Source organism: Mesorhizobium bavaricum, from assembly GCF_056781655.1.
The window spans coordinates 499,258-518,272 of record NZ_JBXAYV010000001.1 but is presented as its reverse complement, the minus strand read 5'-3'; the positions used below and the strand labels follow the sequence as shown (position 1 = coordinate 518,272).

At 60.2% G+C, this 19,015-nt stretch carries 13 protein-coding genes, 3 pseudogenes and 1 riboswitch; of the genes and pseudogenes, 5 read left to right on the top strand and 11 right to left on the bottom strand.

Annotated elements, in window-relative coordinates:
- The 7 genes from thiS to AC1RZR_RS35190 form a co-directional block, all read right to left on the bottom strand.
- Positions 1-198, bottom strand: coding sequence for a sulfur carrier protein ThiS (gene thiS / locus AC1RZR_RS35220; RefSeq protein ID WP_481829272.1), 198 nt, complete (start codon positions 196-198; stop codon positions 1-3).
- A complete protein-coding gene (gene thiO, locus AC1RZR_RS35215; RefSeq protein ID WP_481829271.1) occupies positions 167-1,168 on the bottom strand; it encodes a glycine oxidase ThiO in 1,002 nt (333 codons plus the stop codon). The genes thiS and thiO overlap by 32 nt, the downstream gene beginning before the upstream one ends.
- A complete protein-coding gene (gene thiC, locus AC1RZR_RS35210) occupies positions 1,165-2,994 on the bottom strand; it encodes a phosphomethylpyrimidine synthase ThiC (protein ID WP_481829270.1) in 1,830 nt (609 codons plus the stop codon). Before thiC ends, thiO begins: the two co-directional genes overlap by 4 nt.
- Positions 2,995-3,097: 103 nt before the next feature.
- A riboswitch (TPP riboswitch) is annotated at positions 3,098-3,214 on the bottom strand.
- Between the two features lie 245 nt (positions 3,215-3,459).
- Positions 3,460-4,197, bottom strand: a complete 738-nt coding sequence (gene queE / locus AC1RZR_RS35205; RefSeq protein WP_481829269.1) for a 7-carboxy-7-deazaguanine synthase QueE — start codon at positions 4,195-4,197, stop codon at positions 3,460-3,462.
- Entirely contained in the window at positions 4,194-4,550 is a 357-nt protein-coding gene (queD, locus tag AC1RZR_RS35200) for a 6-carboxytetrahydropterin synthase QueD (RefSeq protein ID WP_481829268.1), read from the bottom strand. Before queD ends, queE begins: the two co-directional genes overlap by 4 nt.
- Positions 4,550-5,248 carry a 7-cyano-7-deazaguanine synthase QueC gene (gene queC, locus AC1RZR_RS35195; protein ID WP_481829267.1) on the bottom strand — a complete coding sequence of 233 codons (699 nt, stop codon included), beginning with the start codon at positions 5,246-5,248 and terminating at the stop codon, positions 4,550-4,552. The genes queD and queC overlap by 1 nt, the downstream gene beginning before the upstream one ends.
- 667 nt (positions 5,249-5,915) lie before the next feature.
- Positions 5,916-6,131, bottom strand: coding sequence for a hypothetical protein (locus AC1RZR_RS35190; protein ID WP_481829596.1), 216 nt, complete (start codon positions 6,129-6,131; stop codon positions 5,916-5,918).
- On the opposite strand from AC1RZR_RS35190, the gene AC1RZR_RS35185 reads away from it, so the two are divergent.
- The 3 genes from AC1RZR_RS35185 (at position 6,063) to AC1RZR_RS35175 (ending at position 9,604) form a co-directional block, all read left to right on the top strand.
- Positions 6,063-6,233 (top strand): hypothetical protein, encoded by a 171-nt coding sequence (locus tag AC1RZR_RS35185; RefSeq protein WP_481829266.1) that lies wholly within the window; start codon positions 6,063-6,065, stop codon positions 6,231-6,233. The two genes, AC1RZR_RS35190 and AC1RZR_RS35185, sit on opposite strands and share 69 nt — an antisense overlap.
- Before the next feature lie 522 nt (positions 6,234-6,755).
- Positions 6,756-8,189 (top strand): phosphomannomutase, encoded by a 1,434-nt coding sequence (locus tag AC1RZR_RS35180; protein ID WP_481829265.1) that lies wholly within the window; start codon positions 6,756-6,758, stop codon positions 8,187-8,189.
- Positions 8,189-9,604, top strand: a complete 1,416-nt coding sequence (locus tag AC1RZR_RS35175; protein WP_006334012.1) for a mannose-1-phosphate guanylyltransferase/mannose-6-phosphate isomerase — start codon at positions 8,189-8,191, stop codon at positions 9,602-9,604. Before AC1RZR_RS35180 ends, AC1RZR_RS35175 begins: the two co-directional genes overlap by 1 nt.
- A 419-nt stretch (positions 9,605-10,023) precedes the next feature.
- Here AC1RZR_RS35175 and AC1RZR_RS35170 read toward each other — a convergent pair.
- Positions 10,024-12,362: pseudogene (locus AC1RZR_RS35170) on the bottom strand (S9 family peptidase).
- Between the two features lie 1,423 nt (positions 12,363-13,785).
- Between AC1RZR_RS35170 and AC1RZR_RS35165 the strand changes: the two are divergent.
- Entirely contained in the window at positions 13,786-15,645 is a 1,860-nt protein-coding gene (locus AC1RZR_RS35165; protein WP_481829264.1) for an ABC transporter ATP-binding protein, read from the top strand.
- Positions 15,646-15,884: 239 nt separating this feature from the next.
- A complete protein-coding gene (locus AC1RZR_RS35160; RefSeq protein WP_481829263.1) occupies positions 15,885-16,337 on the top strand; it encodes an omptin family outer membrane protease in 453 nt (150 codons plus the stop codon).
- A 297-nt stretch (positions 16,338-16,634) separates the two neighbouring features.
- On the opposite strand, the pseudogene AC1RZR_RS35155 reads toward AC1RZR_RS35160, so the two are convergent.
- From AC1RZR_RS35155 to AC1RZR_RS35145, 3 genes and pseudogenes are all read right to left on the bottom strand, one after another.
- A pseudogene (locus AC1RZR_RS35155) lies at positions 16,635-17,870 on the bottom strand (type II toxin-antitoxin system HipA family toxin).
- A 163-nt stretch (positions 17,871-18,033) separates the two neighbouring features.
- Positions 18,034-18,198, bottom strand: a pseudogene (locus AC1RZR_RS35150) (dihydrodipicolinate synthase family protein); the annotation flags it as partial.
- 15 nt (positions 18,199-18,213) lie between these two features.
- Positions 18,214-19,014 carry a YggS family pyridoxal phosphate-dependent enzyme gene (locus AC1RZR_RS35145; protein ID WP_481829262.1) on the bottom strand — a complete coding sequence of 267 codons (801 nt, stop codon included), beginning with the start codon at positions 19,012-19,014 and terminating at the stop codon, positions 18,214-18,216.
- Between the last annotated feature and the right edge of the window lies 1 nt (position 19,015).

Below are 19,015 nucleotides of genomic sequence, written 5' to 3'. Positions count from 1 at the left end.
CTAGCCTCCCTGCATGGGCGAGAGGATTTCGATCCGGTCGCCGTCGCTCAACTGGAACTCCGCGCGGTTGGCTTTGTGCACGAGATCGCAGTTGACGGCCGTTGCCAGCCAATCGCCCTCATAGTCGAGCGCGGCAAGCAGCTCCGCCAGCGTGGTGGCGGCAACCTCATACGCTTCGCCGTTGACCATCAGTTTCATGAGTAAGTTCCTTGGTTCCGTCTTGACTGAAAACCAGGTCGGCCGCCTGGCGCGCCATGGCGGGGGCGAGAAGAAAACCATGGCGATAGAGCCCGTTGATCGCGACGGTTTCGCCGCTCATTTCGACGCGCGGCAGATTGTCGGGAAAGGCTGGACGAACACCGGCACCGGTCTCAACGATGCCTGCCTCGCCGAACGCTGGATGGAGGGCATAGGCGGCGCTCAGAAGCTCCATCATCGAACGGACCGTGACCGGTTCTCCGGATTGGCTCTCGACCATCGTCGCGCCGACCATGAAACGGTGGTCGGCGCGCGGCACCAGATAGAGCGGCAAACGCGGATGAAGCAGCCGGACCGGGCGTGACAGCGAAATGTCCGGCGTGCGCAGGATCAGCATCTCGCCCCGAACGCCGCGCAGTCGGTCATCGACCGCGGCCATTCCCGTGCAGTCGATCTCGCGGTCGAATCCCGTCATGTGCCGGCCGTCCACTCCGAAGCGGAATTCGACGCCGCTTCCGGCGAGTTTTTCATGCAGCGCCGCCATTGCACGACGTGGGTCGAGATGGGCTTCACCCGGGAGGAACAGCCCGCGACGGAAGCGGCCGGCGAGATCGGGCTCCAGGAGCGCAATTTCGTCTTCGTCGACCCGCCGATGGCCCGAGGTGCGGCTTGCAAACCGGTCGAGTTCGCCTGCATCCCGCGGCATCGCCAAAACGAGCGTTCCGGCCCGCGTGACATGACCCGGCAGCACCGCATCCCACCAGTCGGCGGCATCGCGTCCGAGATCCAGCACCGGCTGTTCGGCGCTTTCGCGCTCGCACCAGGGCGCGAGCATGCCGCCGGCCATCCATGATGCGTTGCCGCCAAGGCAGTGCCGGGTCTCGGCGACGGTCACCGCCGCCCCGCGGGCGGCGAGTTCGAAGGCAGCAGAGAGGCCGGCGACGCCGGCCCCTTTGACCAGCACCCTCATGACGGCTCCGGCATCTTCGACAAAAGCGGTTCGCCGTCCACCGGCATATAAAGACTGCCGCCCTCGCGGTATTTCGCCGCCATCGCCGCCATGCCCTCTTTCTGCGCCTCGGCCCGGATGTCGTGGGAGATGCGCATCGAGCAGAATTTCGGCCCGCACATGGAGCAGAAATGCGCGACCTTGTGCGCCTCCTTCGGCAAGGTCTGGTCATGGAAGGAACGCGCGGTTTCGGGGTCGAGCGACAGGTTGAACTGGTCCTCCCAGCGGAACTCGAAGCGCGCGCGGGAAAGGGCATCATCCCTGACTTTCGCTGCCGGGTGGCCCTTCGCCAGGTCGGCGGCATGGGCAGCTATCCTGTAGGTGATGACGCCAATCTTGACATCGTTGCGATCGGGAAGGCCGAGATGCTCCTTGGGCGTGACGTAGCAGAGCATGGCCGTGCCGAACCACCCGATCATCGCCGCGCCGATACCTGAGGTGATGTGGTCATAGCCCGGCGCGATGTCGGTCGTCAGCGGCCCAAGCGTATAGAACGGCGCCTCGCCGCACACAGCGAGCTGCTTGTCCATGTTCTCCTTGATCTTGTGCATCGGCACGTGGCCGGGCCCCTCGATCATCACCTGGCAGTCCTTTGCCCAGGCGATCTTCGTCAGCTCGCCGAGCGTTTCCAACTCGGCGAATTGCGCCGCGTCGTTGGCATCGGCGATCGAGCCGGGACGAAGGCCGTCGCCGAGGGAAAAGGACACATCATAGGCACGGCAGATGTCGCAGATTTCCGCGAAATGCTCGTAAAGGAAGCTTTCCCGGTGATGGTGGAGGCACCATTTGGCCATGATAGAGCCGCCGCGCGAGACGATGCCAGTGACCCGGTCGACGGTCAGCGGGATGTAGTGCAGCCGCACGCCCGCATGGATGGTGAAATAGTCGACGCCTTGTTCGGCCTGTTCGATCAGCGTGTCGCGATAGACCTCCCAGGTCAGATCCTCGGCGACGCTGCCGACCTTCTCGAGCGCCTGGTAAAGCGGCACGGTGCCAATCGGCACCGGTGAATTGCGCACGATCCAGTCGCGGATGTTGTGAATGTTGCGGCCGGTCGACAGATCCATCACCGTATCGGCGCCCCAGCGGATCGCCCAGACCATTTTTTCGACCTCCTCGGCCATCGACGATGTGACCGCTGAATTGCCGATATTGGCGTTGATCTTCACCAGGAAATTGCGGCCGATGATCATCGGCTCGCTCTCGGGATGATTGATGTTTGCGGGAATGATCGCCCGTCCGCGCGCCACCTCCTCGCGCACGAATTCCGGCGTGACGAAATCAGGAAGCGCCGCGCCGAAGCTTTCGCCGTCGCGATGCAGCTTGCCGCACAGGCTCTCGCGTCCGAGGTTCTCGCGGATGGCGACGAACTCCATTTCGGGCGTGATGATGCCGGCACGCGCATAGGCGAGCTGTGTCACCGCCTTGCCGGCCTTGGCCCTGAGCGGCCGGTTGCGTAAGGGAAATTCCGGCGTCAGGCGCTCACCCGTGACAAATCCATTGTCTTCGGGCTGGACATGGCGGCCGTCATAGGCTTCGACATCGCCGCGCGCCGCGACCCATTCGTGGCGAAGCCGGGCAAGGCCCTTGTCGATGCTGGTTTCGACAGTCGGGTCGGTATAGGGGCCTGACGGATCGTAGACGGTGACAGGCGGCTCCCCGGCTGTCGGATGGACGGAGATTTCGCGCATCGGCACTTTGATGTGCGGATAGAGGACGCCAGACTTGTGGATCTTGCGTGAGGCGGGCAGTGGTCCCGTCGACACGGCGGGGGTGAGGGCATTCATCTTGAGGCTCCTTTGCTCGTGCATTGGAGACCCAGTTCTGTGCCGGAAGGATGAAAAGACGCTTTGGCCGCCTGCTCGAAACAGGACCTCGGGCGTAAACTCCCGCAAAGCGCTTGCACCGTCCCTACGCCAGTATGAACTGGATCAGGTTCAACGGGTCACTGCGCCGCGAAAGCCAGCAGTATCTCAGCCCCTTGCCGGGACTCCCCTGGTGAATGCTCCGAATTGAACGAGCCGGCGCTATCTTGTCAAGCGCATTCGGCCCGAGGCGGCGATCGGCGACCAATCAACCCTGGGGAAGCGCGCGCACGTACCGAGAGCAAGTCACGCCTGGAGGAGCGCGAAGCACCGGCGATAGGCGAGCCAGCATGCGGATTCGAAACCTTTTCCAGCACGGCATTTTCGGGCTTTCTTGGCCGACGTTGCTGCCGACAACTGGATGTCCGTCTACGTCATCGGCGTGGGCTAGACGCCCCGTTTGTTTCCCCAAAGCAGAACATGAAGTTGCGGCAGTACGCGCGCCTCGAACCACCTGTCACGGGTCACTTTTTCGACCAGCCATTCCATGCGTTTCATCACACCGGCCATGTCGATCAGCACGTCTTCGTTACCGGGACGCGGCGGCGTGTGATTGCCGGGCTGCAGATAGACGGGTAATTGCGGGTAGCGCGTCGCGGCGTCCTTGGCATAGGCATAGTCCTCATCGTCGAAGACGACGAGCTTGAGCGCCATCCGCGGCTTATCCTGCGCCGCCTCGACGCAGGTGTCGAACGCGGCCCAATCTGTCGTCATTTCGCTTGAGGGTGGCTTGGGGCTGAGCACCAGCACGTCCAGATCCGCGAACCATTCCTTAGGCACCGAGCCCTGGGTTTCCAATGCAAAGCGGTAGCCCTCACCATGCCCGCGGTCGATCAGCGGGCCAAGCGGCTGGATGGCCGGATTGCCGCCTGACAGCGACACCATCACGGGCTGACCGCCGGAAAGCGCAATGACCTTTTGCCAGACCGCGTCGGTTGACATCATCTCCCAATCATGGCGGAAGCGACTGTCCACCGCATGCAGGCTGTCGCACCAGGAACAGCGATAATCGCACCCGCCTGTTCTTACGAACACCGTGGGCAAGCCGATCAGCATGCCTTCGCCCTGAATGGTCGGCCCAAAAATCTCGCTCACGCGGATTCCGGGCTGCATTGCGTTAGTCATGGCCGGTATTCCGCCCAGGTTTTCGGCGTCTCGCTCACCCGCACGGCGGAGGTTTGTGGTAGCCGCACCTTGCACCAGTCGTGGAAGTGCCTGGCCAGACATTCCGCCGTGACACGGTCATGCCCTAGAACGTCGTTAAGATGCCGATGGTCGAACGTCCCGTCGATGTAGTGCTTGAGCGCCGCCAGGTCGTGGTAGTCGCGCACAAAGCCATGTTCGTTCAGTTCGCCACCTGAAAGCTCCACTACGACGATGTAGTTGTGGCCGTGTAGACGCGCGCACTGATGATCTGGTGGCAAGGAGGTGAGCTGATGCGAGGCCGAGAAGTGGAACTCTTTGGTAATGCGGAACATCACGCGCTCCTTGTCTGGATAGCGTGCAGCCAGAAGTCTGCATCCTCATAATCTGTCGGGTCGGTGATGTCGGCCAGATCGAATGCTTCGCGCCGTTCGACGCATGTCCCACAGCGACCGCAGTGACGTGCACCGCCCTTGTAGCAGGACCACGTCGCCTCGAACGGTGTGGCGTACTTTGCCCCCTCGCTGACGATGTCGGCCTTCGACATATTCACATAGGGAGCGTAAAGGCGGATATCGGCGTAGCCTGCGAGCGCATGGTTCTGCATCGTCTGAAAGGCGTCGATAAAAGCGGGTCGGCAATCGGGATAGATGAAATGATCTCCGCCATGGACGGCAGTGGCCACCGCATCGGCCTTCTGCGCGGCGGCAACCCCGAAGGCGATAGCCAGCATGATGGCGTTCCTGTTCGGCACCACCGTGATCCTCATGGAGTCTTCGGCATAGTGCCCGTCGGGCACGTCCACATCATCAGTCAGCGCCGAGCCGCTCAGGTTCCGGCCAACATCGCGGATATCGACGATCTGGTGCGGAACACCCAGCCGTTTGGCACAGATGGCGGCAAAGCCGAGTTCCTTTTTGTGCCTCTGGCCGTAATCGAACGAAAGCAGGCCAATGAGTTTCTGCTCGGTCGCCACCTTGTGAGCGAGCGAAACAGAGTCCAATCCGCCGGAGCAGATGACGAGGGCATTCATAGTTTGAGTCCTTGTTTTGACCGGGTAAGGCTGCGACCGGAGATTTCTCTGCGTTCCCACTACTCCACCGAGCCGGTTTTGTGAATGGGGTGGACGCGATTGAGCGCACGTACCTTGTTGTCAGGGTCCCCAAGATGACTTTGCACGCGACTTGTCGCGCATCTTCGACCGCTGGGGGGCTTAATCCGCCACTGCGTATGTAGGCGTATAGACGATGCAGAAATCACTGCCGTGGCGCAGCAGCATTCCCGACACACCTTCGGCTTGTCCGGTTTGCTCCAGAACTTGACGTCCCGAGTTCGGCGATAACGCAAGGGTCGACCGGCAGTCCCAGTGAAAGGCTTCTGCCGCGTGCTTTGCCGTTTTCTGGTCTGCGCATAGATCGCCTCGAGCCGCCCGCGCTTTGTCATTGGTCAGAGCGGGAAATTCCTTTCCGAGGGCGCGGCTCGATAGGGGCCACCATTCTGGTTAAGGAAACGGAAGAGCAGATCGATCAGCCGCTCAGGCGTGTCGATAAAGGCATTCACATGTTACCGGAATTGATCGTAGCGCTGCAGAAAAGCTGTTTCGTAGGGAAGGAACCGTTCGATCGTCCGCCGAACGCAGGCATAAAGAAATTCGGCGTGCGGGGTTGCATCGAAGTATCGGTAGAAATCCCCGGTGTCATTCAGCACCCGGACTTGAATTGCGGCGTCAGTTCCCCTTCGACCAATGGCAGAAGCGCTTCGAATAGCTCTCCAGCATACGCCTGTACTCGTCGATCTGGTCCAGGATCGCGGCCGATACGGGAACACCACTCCCGGCGATTGAAGCGGTGCATGGCAAGGACGTGGTGGATCAGGTAGCGGTGAATGCGGCCGTTTCCGTCCTCGAACTGATGGATGTAGACAAAGCCGAAGGCGAAGATTGCGGCGGCGACGACTGCATCAAGGTTTTGCGCTGGGCCTTGATCGAACGCAATTCCAGAACAACTTTCCTAGACTGAAGGCGTCGCAAGGCAAGACATTGTCGGCGCTGATCGTTGTCCCAGCTGATCCCAGCATCGGTTCCTGCTTCTTGGGTCTAGCGCCCTAGGCGACGCCATGGTCGGCGAGCGCTCTGGCTGACCTTAATCCAAATACCTAAGAATCACAGGTTCCATTGCGCTGATCGAGACGGCCTTCTAGCCCTATCCATGCCATGGATGCATTCCATCCAAACAACCAAGTTTACGGATCTGTCATGATGCTGCATAGCGAAATACCGGCAGGCACCGATCGATCACTCTACTGCCTCGATCATTAGATGAGCGCGCCAAAAGATTCCAATAGAAGGAGAACTGTGGATGCCCCTGTGCCAGTGGATGCCCTGCTGTTCGGCGGAACTCTGAGGGGTCCTTACGCCACACCGTGTTGTAGAGACCGCATATCTGAACAACAGGTGGCTGAGAGCGATGGCCCTTGCAATAGAAAGTACTAGCCCATTGCAACATGACCCCACCCTGCCTGTCCACTAGCAAAGCGAAATCATGAAATTCGGGTCAAGCGGCGTTCGAGGTTTGGCTTCGGAATTGGTCGGCAAGGCCAGCGGACTTTATGCCGAAGCTTTCGCTTGGCGTTTGATTTCCAGCCGGGTTCAGCCGAATAGTTCGGTCTTCATAGGCCGCGACCTACGTGACAGCAGTCAGGCGATAGCCAACAATTGCATGGCGGCGTTGGCCGCAAATGGTTTCCAGCCGATCGATTGCGGCACCATACCTACGCCTGCGCTGGCACTATATGCATGCAAACACGGCGCGGCGGCTCTTATGGTCACCGGGTCGCACATTCCAGCCGATCGCAATGGCATCAAATTCTATGGCCCGAATGGTGAAATCAGCAAGGCGGATGAGGCCGCGATTACGCGCTTTGTAGCCGAAAGATCAGTTGCGTATTGCTCACCAACGGCTTGTCTGGGAACGACGTGGCCTATGCACCGTGAAGAAGCGATCGCCTCGTATCGAGAGCGCGCCCATGATATGCTGGAGCCGGGCTCACTTTCCGGCATGAGACTTGGTGTCTATCAGCACAGTTCGGTCGCGGCGGAACTGTTGGTACAGGTTCTTCGATCGCTCGGTGCCAGCGTGGTCGCCGTCGGGAAAACCGGGACCTTCGTACCTGTCGATACCGAGGCCGTGGACGCAGCAACAATCGCGAAATTGAAGAAGTGGGTCCGCGAATTCGGTCTCGATGCCATCGTGTCGACCGATGCGGACGCTGATCGGCCTCTCATCGCTGATGAAAATGGCGATCTTCTTCGCGGCGACCTGGGTGGGCTTGCAACGGCTCTTTTCCTGAAGGCAGACACGATCGTGACGCCGGTGACCTCCAATTCGGGAATTTCGAAGGCCTTTGGTTTCGCGGTCCTGAGGACGAAAGTCGGGTCTCCATTTGTCATTGAAGCAATGGAAGCATTACACGGCGCCGGCGGCGTCATCGTCGGCTTTGAGGCCAATGGTGGTGTTCTGCTGGGCTCGGATTGTGTGGTGAATGGGAAGACATTGACTGCACTGCCGACGCGGGACTCATTCCTCCCGATTTTGGCCGTCCTCAGTACCATGGCGTCGACAAAAAAGAAGCTGTCGCGACTGCGCGGGCTTTGGAATCTTCCTGTGTGCGCCAGTGACCGGCTTCAGAACTTCCCCGCGGAAAGTTCGCGCAGATTGATGGATCATCTCGCAAGCCGGAAGGCACTGCAGCACTTTCTTGCCTCGTTCGGGACCGTCGCCGAAATTGACGAAACCGATGGCCTCAGGGCGCGGATGCTTTCAGGTGAGATCATACATCTGCGGCCTTCCGGCAATGCCCCGGAACTGCGCTGCTACTCGGAAGCTTCGACCGAGAGCAGGGCCATGGCGATCGTCGCCTCGACGCTGCAAGGGGCACATGCGTTCGCGCTTACAGACGAGATAGAGGACCTTTGATGAAAGTGGTACCGGTCATCATCAGCGGTGGAGCTGGTTCGCGGCTCTGGCCCGCCTCAAGGCAATCGCACCCCAAACCTTTCCTCAAGGTGGCGGATGGACTTTCGCTCATCCAGCACACCGTGTTGCGCGCCGCTTCGATGCAGCATGTCGTGGAGCTTGTTACCGTTACGTCCACGGGGCACCTCTTCCTTACGAAAGACGTTTTCGACGAGCTGGATTCCGTTGTTTTGCCACGCACCTTTCTGCTTGAGCCTGAGGGTCGGGATACCGCCGCCGCCGTCGCTGCGGCAACCGTCCATGCCAAGGCAACACAGGGTCCCGATGCTGTTCTGTGTGTTTTTCCTGCCGACCATATGATTGGTGATCTGCCCGCATTTCAAACCGCCATGAACCGGGCAATCGAACAGGCGCAGCAGGGGCGTATTGCAACCTTGGGCATAACCCCGGATAGGCCAGACACCGCATTCGGCTACATCGAGGCCGACGGTGAGAAAGTTGTCCGGTTCGTCGAGAAACCGAACGCCGAGACTGCCAAATCTTATGTCGCGTCCAAACGTTTCTTCTGGAACGCCGGCATCTTCTGCTTCAAGGCGCAGGTCATGCTCGACGAAATGGCTGCGCATTGCCCGCAGGTGATCGATGCCGTTCTCGATAGCTATGATAACGCTCGCGTCAGCCACGGCGAACATGTTGCCAGCGTCGAACTCTCATCTGAGCACTTCGCCATGGCGCCGCGTATTTCACTCGACCATGCGGTGATGGAAAAAACCCACAATCTCGCTGTCGTTCCCTGCGAAATGGGGTGGAACGACATTGGATCTTGGAACGCAATGGCCGAACTGGTCGCCGCTGACGGGAGCGGCAATAGGATTCGCGGCGATGTCCACGTGGTCGACACCGTGGGCAGTTACATAAGCTCGGACAAACGCGTCATCGGCACCGTCGGCATCAGCGACCTGGTGATCGTGGATTCCCCCGATGCATTGCTTGTTGCATCCCGCGATCGCGTCCAGGACGTCAAGAAACTCTTCGAGGGCCTCAAGGCTGCGGGACATGAAGCGCACTTGCTTCACAGTACCGTGCACCGGCCCTGGGGCACCTACACGGTTCTGGAGGAAAGCGAGCGCTTCAAAATCAAGCGCATCGAGGTGAAGCCGGGCGGACGCTTGAGCCTGCAGATGCACCATCACCGCTCCGAGCACTGGGTCGTGGTCAGCGGCACTGCGAAAATAGTCAACGGCGACCAGGAGCTACTCCTGACCACCAATCAATCCACCTATATCCCTTGCGGCCACAAACACCGGCTCGAAAACCCCGGCAATATCGGACTGGTGATGATCGAGGTCCAAAGCGGCGAGTATCTCGGCGAAGATGACATCGTGCGGCTTGAGGACGTATACGGTCGAACCTGACAGTTCAACGTCACATGCCCTACGTTGGCTTGGCAGACCGAACCTGCGTCGGCATGGGTCGCAGGTCGGCGCATCTCTTCTCTGTTGTGCCTCCCGGCGGCGCAGGGTAAGGCGGCACTCCCTTCTAGGCCCGCCGCGGCGTCCCGTATCCTTCGCTGTCGCTTCGGCTCCTTCTCTTCGTTTCGGCCCTTCGGATGCAGTCCGCCTGAACGGCGGCCCTTCCGGTCGCAACTCGCCGCCCACCCCCGCTTCCGTCCCGCTTCGGGGGGCCGTCGAGCGTCGGAATCGCTCCTGTTTCCGTCTTGCCCGTTGAAGGAATCGGCACAGGCCTCGTCCGAGCGGTTCTCCGCTCGCTCGCCGCCTCGATCAAGCCAACAAAACGGCGCGAGGATTGCCACAGGCAGAAGCTGCCCAAGCCATCATCGTGACGATTTGCTCTTTTGCAGCTCGGTTCGTTTAGCGTGCCAGTCGGGTGGGGTCTGACCGAGAATGTTGCGAACGAAGAAGTCCAGGAGTTTGCGCTCAGTATAGATGCCTGGCGCGCCGTGATCGGCACCAGGCACATAGACCATGTCGAAATCTTTTCCCGCCTTGATGAGGCGGTCGGCAAGCTGGAGCGAGGAGGACGGGTCGACATTGTGGTCCATTTCGCCGACGACGATCATCAGCTTGCCCCGCAGCCTGTAGGCATTGTCGATGGCGGAGGATTGGGAATATTCAATGCCGACTGGCCACCCCATCCACTGTTCGTTCCACCAGATCTTGTCTATCCGGTTGTCGTAGCAGCCACTGTTGGCGACCGCGACCTTATAGAATTCGGGATGGAAGAGCAGCGCGCCCACCGCGCTCTGGCCGCCTGCGGACCAGCCGAAAATGCCGACATTGGAGATATCGTACCACGGATACCTCGCGGCGGCCGCCTTGTGCCATAGGATGCGATCGGGAAAGCCTGCGTCCTTCAGATTTTTCCAGGCAACGTCATGAAAGGCGCGCGGGCGGTTGTTGGTACCCATGCCATCGATCTGCACAACGACGAAGCCCAGTTGCGTGAGCGGCTCTGTCCGCCTTGAGAAGGATTTTGGGGCAAAAGAGCCCTGCGGCCCGGCATAGATATTCTCCACGACCGGGTACTTCTTCTTCGGATCGAAATTGGCGGGCAGGTGAATCACGCCCCAGATGTCAGTCTTGCCGTCGCGCCCCTTGGCGTGGAAGCTGAGTGGCGGCTGCCAGCCGGCGGCGACGAGCTCGGACGTGTCGGCGGTCTCCACCTGCATGAGCTTGGCATTATCGATGGCGCGGTAGAGCGTCATGCGGGGCGGCAGATCGATGCGTGACCAGATATCGACATAATAGCGGCCGTCGGGAGAGAACTCGACATGGTGGTTGGCCGGCTCGGGCGTGAGCTCAGTCAGCCCCTCACCGTCGAAGCCGATGCGGTACGCATGGACGAAATAAGGGTCCTCCCCCGGGTTCATCCCGCTCGCCTCGAACCAGATCTGGCGCTTGACCGGATCGACATGGTTGACCCCCCGGACGACCCACTCACCGCTGGTGATCTGGTTCTTGAGCGCGCCGGTCCGGCCGTCGAACAGGTACAGGTGCTCGTGCCCATCGCGCTCGGACGCCCAGATGATCTCCTTCCCGTCGTCGACATCGTAACGAAAGATTTTCCCGGTACCCTCCTGATCCATCACCAGAGGCTGGTAATCAACAAATGTCTTGCTGGTCTCGTCGATGATCGAGCGCGCACGGGCCGTGGCGGCGTCTACCTCGACCAGCCGATAGAGCTGATGCCCGCGCTGGTTATATTCGAAAGTAAAGCCGCGACCGTCCGCCCACCACCGGAGAGGTGAAAGTTCGAAGGGGTTCGAGAACAGGGCGTCGTCAATCGCGACTTGGCGCTGGCTGGCAATCTCGAACAGAACCGGCTGGGGTAGCGGAAGGACATCACCCGGCTTGGGGTAGACCAGGGTTGAATGTTCGCGCTGCAACCGGTCCGTCGACGAATCGAGGTAGGGGACCTCCCGCTTATAGCCGGGGCGAACGCGGTAGGCCGCGAGATGGCGCGAGTCCGGCGACCAATTCAGCGTCGAAAAGACGTAGCAATTGCCCTCGGATCCATCCCGACTCAGCGCAACATCCTGCAATCCGTCCTTGCTGCGCAGGAAAACATTGTAGTTTTTTATATAGACGATCCATTTGCCGTCGGGCGAGACGCTCCTCTGGTCGGGGTTATTCTCAGCCGGTGGCGTGTAGTAGTGGCTGAGCTGAAACTTCGGGGCCTCCACATCCAATTTTGTGCTGGTGCAGGCATAGCTTGCAACGTCGCAGCTCCACCGGACCTGCTCAATCAGGAAGTCGAGCCTGCGACCATCCTCGGTCAGTTCGAAACGCTCGAAGGGAAGATCGCCGGCCTGATAGCTCTTATGGCTCGCTTCATTTAGCCCCGTCGCCAGACGGGCCTGATCGAAGGCGGCCCGTTTCAAACCCGTGGCAGCATCGACCCGCATGAACTGCTGCTCGCCGTGGCTAGTCCGGCGGTATGCGAACGCGTTGGCTCCAGTCAGCCAGAACGGCCGCTCGGGGACATTCACGAGCCCGCGATAGCGATTGTTGATCGTCAGTGCCCGCTCCAAATCGCTCAGCGCTAGCGATGGATGGCGCATCGTTTCGAACCGTTGGCCAGCGCCCGAGCGGTCGCCGATCCCGATGCCCCTTGAATTGATAACGCGAGCGCCAAAGCGCCGATCTTGAACATATCTGTTCACCTCTTTCGGTTTTCGGAAGACGCATTGTTGGAGTCTGGCTTTTCATCGCCGGCATGCAGCAGCGTTGAGCGTTGCTCGAAGCAGTCAGCACGCGGGTGCAGCCAAGACGGCAGTCACCATGACCCGTGCGCCCTACGCGGATCCAGGAACTGGCCGAGTGAACCAGACTGAAGAGTTGGCATCCGAGCCAGCAGGGTATTTTCCATGTCCACAATGAGGGAATGTTCAAAGCCCCATGACGCTTGCAATCACACCTGGAAGGGCCGGAATTTGGCCCGGCACAAAGCGTTGGCTATCGACATTCTCTGCATGGCTGTCGTCAGTCCGTTGATCCGTGTCCGGATGAACGATGCAATATGTGCGCCAAAGGAAATGCCTTTAGATCAAGGCGATCGATCGGACCGGCTGTGTCGGATGACCGACATTAACGTCGCATCTCCGACAGCTCGGACAACGCCCTTCATTCGACTCGGCTGCGCGTAAGCCGCCTTCGCCTTCCGTTGCCGTCGGAATCAGGGCTGTGGTGTGTGATCGATAGCCTGACAGGGCTTCCCGCCGAGAGATACGGTCGGCCGCTCACCGGGCTGACCCGGTACGAGGCCGAAGAGGCTGCCTTTAACCTCAGCGAGAGCACTCCGCCATGGATGGCTTTGGTCAGACGTCGCAGACGTTAATCAAGGCTGCCGATTCCACGGATGGTCGGACGCGATGCGCCTCCCACTCCATCGCGGCGGCCCTGCAGCACCGCACGGCCGATGCGGAATCGATCCTGCGCCGCTTTGCGCGGGCGAGCGTGCAGCGCCCGAGCTACAAGGCGCTGGCCCAACCGGGTGCGACGATTACATGCTCAAGGCTCTATTCGGTCTTCCCGATAGTGTCTATGGCGACCTTCCTGTGTCCGAAACTGAACAAGAATGTCAGAGCCCCCCGCTGGCCGTACAGCCAGGCACCGGCTGGCGAGCAAGCGGTTGAACGAAACGGAGCGCAAATCCGGCACGCAAATTGCTTTGATCTCGTAAGTGAGACGTCGGCAGGGCGTCGGGGAGGATTGAGAAATCAACCAGGAGCGTGCTCGATGCCTAATGAGACGGCCAGAACAGGACGATGAACCCAGCCACACCTGGGGAGCTGGACCGCTATAGCCAGCCGCGGCGCCTCCTCGTAGATCGCGCCTCCTTCAGCAAAGCCGTCCACCAGCACTACGAGGGCCACCCTATGCAGCTCTCGAACCTGGCCACAGCGCGCATGTACATTCAAGTGCGCACCTCAGCCTTGCGTGGTCCGCTCGAAGCGCGCCAGGAACGCATTGTGTGTGGACGAGGAACGTGCGCTTGGCAGTTCAGGGGGCGCGAGCGCTCTCGCACTCCTCCGATGCGCCGCACCCATTCTTCTGATCAGCCGGTTTGACCCGCCATGTCGCCTTTGCATTTCATCTATCGTCCCTTTGAGACGCTTATCCGCCCGCTGGATATCCCCTACGCGCCTTTACCGGCAACAGGTCCGTTTGCGCTGCTTCTGCATTTCGCACGCATGTTCCGTGGCGCGCTGGCAGCCATCGCCGTCTTCATGATGGCGGTCGAGGGAATCAACCTCGCGGTGATCTGGGGCATGTATATCATTGTGGACGGGGTGAGCACGAATGGTGCGGCGGTTTTCCTTGAGGAAGCTTGGCCTATGCTCACGTTCCTCGGCCTGCTGATGTTCCCCGTGCAACCGCTGCTGATGTTCATCGCCAAGACATTGGGTTCCCAGGCAGTGTCCGTATGCATGCCCGCGGCTATGCAATGGCATGGCTACAAGGCGGTCGAACGTCAGGACCTTGCGTTCTTCCACGATCTCTTCGCCGGCCAGGTGGCGTCGCGCATTTCGCAACTCGCCTCCGCCGTGCAGCAGCAGATCGTCGTAGCGTCTTCCAGCATACCGTATTTTCTCGTGCAGTTTCTCGGTTCGCTTTCGCTGCTTGCCACGCTGTCCTGGCCGCTGGCGCTTCCGGTCTTTTTTTGGATCGTGGCGAACGTCGCTGTCGCGGTTGTGGCAGTGCCATATTTTGCCGTGCGGTCCCGCCACTCTGCCCGCGCGCGCAGCCTCGTCGTCGGCGCCATGACCGACCTCTACAGCAACATCCACGTGGTCAAGCTGTTTGCGGCCGAAGACAGCGAGGCGGACGCAATGCGCACCATCATGGGAGATGCCATCGAGACGCAACAGCTTGAGCGGCGCATCCAGTTAACAACCGACACCGGCGTCGTCCTGCTGAACGTCCTTCTTTCGCTGACCAACATCGCCGTCGGGCTTTGGGGACTCGTGGCCGGTTTTGTCACCACCGGCCAATTTGTTGCTTCAATCGCACTCGTTCAGCGGCTCAATGCCAACTCCCTGGCCTTTCTCCAGCTAGGACAGCAGATATTCCAGGCTGTGGGCACGATACGCGACGCGATGCCGGTCATCACCACGCCTCCAACGGTAACCGATGTCTCCGGAGCCAGGCCGCTGGCCGTTGTCGCCGGCACGGTCGAGTTCAGGGATATCCGGTTCGAATACCGGCAAGGAAAAGGGGTAATCGAGAATCTATCGCTCAGGGTCCGCGCCGGCGAGAAGGTCGGGCTCGTCGGCATGTCGGGGGCCGGCAAGTCAACGCTTGTCAGCCTGCTTCTGCGGTTCTTCGACGTAAACGATGGCGCAATCGTCGTCGACGGCCAGGATATCCGTTCGGTGACGCAGGCAAGCCTGCGTCAGAATATCGGGGTCGTGACCCAGGATGTCTCGTTGCTCCATCGCTCTGTCGGGGACAATATCCGTTACGGCCGGCCGGATGCCTCGCCGGAGGAGGTCGAACGCGCCGCAATGCTGGCCGATGCGGACGGTTTCGTGGCCGATCTCAAGGACAGCGAAAACCGCACCGGCTACGATGCTTTCGTCGGTGACCGCGGGGTGAAGCTTTCTGGCGGCCAGCGTCAGCGGGTCGCGATCGCTCGGGTGCTGCTTAAGGACGCGCCAATCCTCCTTCTAGACGAGGCGACTTCTGCCCTGGACAGTGAAGCCGAGGCGGCGGTCCAAGAAAAACTCGAGCTTATGATGGAGGGCAAGACGGTGATCGCCATTGCCCACCGCCTGTCGACGATTGCCAGCATGGACAGGATCGTCGTGCTCGACAAAGGGCGCATCGTTGAGGAGGGCTCCCCCTCGGAGCTACTTAAACGCGACGGCCTGTATGCCCGCCTGTGGCGGCGGCAGACCGGCGGCCACATTGCCGACAGTTCCGAGGAGAAATAAGCCGACTGGAAGGTCGTTCGTCACGGCTCCGCGCTGCTCGCAATGCTTGGCTGTTGTCGTAGAGAGCGGGCATATTCGCGTTAGACAAATCTCGGCTTTCGCCGCCTCCGTCGCAAATGTGTGGGAACGGGCGACGAGATGCTACAGGAGCTCTTCGGTTCTATCGCGAGAAGCTGGTTCTATCGCGAGAAGCTGACCGTCCGCCGCCGTGCCGATGCTGGAAGCGCCGAGTTTAAGCAGTGGTGATCGCTCGACTTCGTCTCCGACCGTTCCACATCCTCACTGTCGTCGACGATTGGACGCGGGACACAAAGCGCGCTGCTGATTCCGGGCGTTTTCCCTTGGTGCGGAATCGATCACAAAATTCGGCAATTGGACGCTCTCGGGTCTGCTCCGCGGCGGCCTTTCGACTAACCCAAGCGATATTGACCATCACTGGCGGAGCAGGGTGTACGAAGAGGACTTTCGTACCATTCCCTTCATCTCGCTCGGCGCCAAGGCTTGGTTATCAAATCACCGAACGCGCTAGCCTCTTCCTAGCCGGCAATTTCGATGAGTACTTCCGCGCGAAAGGCGATATGACAGTGTACGACATCCCGACGGGCGCACGAAGCAGCACGACCTTCAAAGATGGCGCAGGCATGGACTTCTATGCCTTCACCATGTCGGCCGGCTTCAAAGTGACGTTTTGAGTGCAATCGCGTCTGACGCTGAGCACATACGTGACGCCAGTCCGCCATCTGCTCGCGGAACGTGCCTATAGCTTGATCGGGCTTCCGCGATGCCCTCGTCCAGCACGGCATCACTCCCTGATTCCGGCTCATGCGAAGCACAACCATAACTACGATCCGGTTCTCTACCGCCAACGCCACAAGATCGATAACACCTTCGCTCACCTCAAGCACTGGCGACGCATTCATACCCGACAACCGCTGCGCTCACGCCTTCCTTGTCCGCTATCGCTTTCGCCGCATTTTCATCTTCTGGGATCAACGCGCTAGCCGATAGACCTTGCTTGCGAGGGGAACGATCGCGATGTTGCGATCGATCACGGCGATGACGTCTTTGCCGAGCCATAGGTTGTTCTTCTCGGCGCTCCACACGTCGAGAAGCGCTGGACGGTTTCCTAGGCGCAATCGAGAACCAGCTTCTCAGGCAGGCGTGCTTTTGCTGCCAGGTATCGGAGCTCGTCTTCGTTGAATTCGCTGACCTTGTTCGTACGCGCGAATTTCAGCGCTGCCGTTTCATCGGGAATGTAGGGGATGGTCGATATGAGATCGTAGGGCGGAGACAAAGCAGGCGTCCTGCGATCGTAATAGATCAGCGACCAGTTTTTGAGGTGCATGTCGGCATTGCCGATCAGTGTGCAATAAACCAACCGCCGGATGAATTCGGCGATGCTCTCTTCGTTGGTTTCGATCCCGAGGACCGTGGCGATGTTGCGGTAGCTCGCACTTTCGTACTTCTGTTCGGGATAGCGACGAAAGACCTGAGCGAAGTCCTCTATGTGGACGAGATTTGCGCCGTCTCGATCGAAACGACGAAGGGCGAAAGCCTTGTCCCCCGCAGCCGCCTCAGCCCCGCGGAAAGGCCTTCCAGAGAGTCGACATGGACCAAGTCGATTCCAGGAACATTGATGCCGAGGCGAGAGGCGATCGTCATCATCGAGAATTCGTTCTCGGGGACGCCATCAAACCGCTCAGCCGGGAGTTTGGCAATCCAGGAGCCGCCGACGCCCTTGGCCCGAATGACGAGGCCGCTGTTCTTGCGCTTGTTTCTGATGGCTGAGAATTTGAGCTGCACGCCGGCGAGCGAAACCGCAGTGCCTTGTCTTTTTGTCTGCCGCCGCCGACAGCGTTATCGGCGGTCCGCCAGGCCTCTCCATTCGTCGGCGTGACGGTCACGGCGCCGGGTAGATCGCGCCCCAGCACCCACAGCAAGAAAAACTCGCGCACCTCCTTCACGCCAGCCCGATCTGCCAGGTACTTGCGCAATGGACCTTCCGGCAACAGGTTTGAGAAGAAGGGCGATACCTGGATATGCGTGGCTGGTTGCTCGGTGACGAGCCCGCCGTGATCGTCTTTGAAGGAGAGAGTTAAGGTCGGCCGTCGCGCCTCGTCGATGTATTCCTGGATGAATGCAAAGATCTGGTCTCCTTGCAAGAGCCTGAGCGTGCCGATCTTGTTTCCATGCAGGGCGACATTGAGGACGGATACATCAGGCATTGTCCTCCTCCAGATCATAGGCTGGTTTCGGGCCGGCTGTCGTTACATTGACAGCGTGAACGAGACGATTGCGCAATGCCTGCAGCGATCCGGCTTCGCGGATGGCGGAGCTCCCTCAGGACCGTCGACGCGCGATGCAATTGCGTGTCATTGGGTAGTGCTGTGCGCAGCGTCGTTCGTCGCGAGTCAGATACACATAAATGCCGGTGCTGCCGAGCAGGCCGATGGAATCGACCTCAGCCGCGATCAGCCGGCTGACCAGTTTCCGTAGCGCGTCAACGTCGACCCGGCCGGAACGATCGGCGGGGGTGATCGGAAAAGCAGACAGGCCGTTTGCGAAAAATCATGGTTCAATTCCTCGATCGGTGGGGGCGAAACCCGGCCAGTAGTGGCCGTCAGGCGTCGGCCGCTTGCCGAAGATGGCCTGACCGACGCGCACGACAGTGGCGCCTTCCTCGATGGCTTCCTCGAAGTCTCCGGTCATACCCATGGAGAGCCCGGTGAGCGCGGCGTTGTGCTTCACGGCTTTGTCCCGCAGCCGGCGCAGCAGAATGAAGCAAGGCCGCACCTTGGCCATGTCGGAGGAAAACAGCGCAAGTGTCATCAACCCGCATGGCCGGAGACGGGGAAGCTGATCGAGGGTCTCCACGAAGGGCAGCAGTGCGTTCGGATGGAGGCCGAACTTGCTGTCCTCGCCAGACGTGTTGACCTGCACATAGACGTCGAGGAAGCGATCTTCGCGCTCCAGCCTCGTGTTCAGAAGGTCGGCGAGCCGCAGGCTGTCGAGTGCATGAAACTCACGCGCGAAGCGGGTCAGATATTTGGCCTTGTTGGTCTGGAGATGTCCGACGATGCTCCAGTCGATGGCGAGATCGTGAAGCGCCTCGCACTTTGTCATTGCCTCCTGGATCTTGTTCTCGCCGAAGGTGCTGATGCCGACGTCGAAGGCATGTCGCAGGATATGGGCCGGCACCGTCTTGGTGATCGGCAGCAACCGCACGGAGGCACGGTCGCGGCTTGCCCGTGCGCAAGCAAGCGTGATGCGCTCTTCAACCGACGCCAGATTGGTGCGGAAGCTGGTAAGGGGATCAGGCCCGAAGCGTTCGACGTCCTCGGGCGAAAGCGGCGGATTGTTCGTGCCCATT

Bases quoted from the DNA above. Each gene is read 5' to 3' on its own strand.
- thiS (WP_481829272.1), bottom strand. From the start codon at position 198: ATGAAACTGATGGTCAACGGCGAAGCGTATGAGGTTGCCGCCACCACG.
- thiO (WP_481829271.1), bottom strand. From the start codon at position 1,168: ATGAGGGTGCTGGTCAAAGGGGCCGGCGTCGCCGGCCTCTCTGCTGCC.
- thiC (WP_481829270.1), bottom strand. From the start codon at position 2,994: ATGAATGCCCTCACCCCCGCCGTGTCGACGGGACCACTGCCCGCCTCA.
- queE (WP_481829269.1), bottom strand. From the start codon at position 4,197: ATGACTAACGCAATGCAGCCCGGAATCCGCGTGAGCGAGATTTTTGGG.
- queD (WP_481829268.1), bottom strand. From the start codon at position 4,550: ATGTTCCGCATTACCAAAGAGTTCCACTTCTCGGCCTCGCATCAGCTC.
- queC (WP_481829267.1), bottom strand. From the start codon at position 5,248: ATGAATGCCCTCGTCATCTGCTCCGGCGGATTGGACTCTGTTTCGCTC.
- AC1RZR_RS35180 (WP_481829265.1), top strand. From the start codon at position 6,756: ATGAAATTCGGGTCAAGCGGCGTTCGAGGTTTGGCTTCGGAATTGGTC.
- AC1RZR_RS35175 (WP_006334012.1), top strand. From the start codon at position 8,189: ATGAAAGTGGTACCGGTCATCATCAGCGGTGGAGCTGGTTCGCGGCTC.
- AC1RZR_RS35165 (WP_481829264.1), top strand. From the start codon at position 13,786: ATGTCGCCTTTGCATTTCATCTATCGTCCCTTTGAGACGCTTATCCGC.
- AC1RZR_RS35145 (WP_481829262.1), bottom strand. From the start codon at position 19,014: ATGGGCACGAACAATCCGCCGCTTTCGCCCGAGGACGTCGAACGCTTC.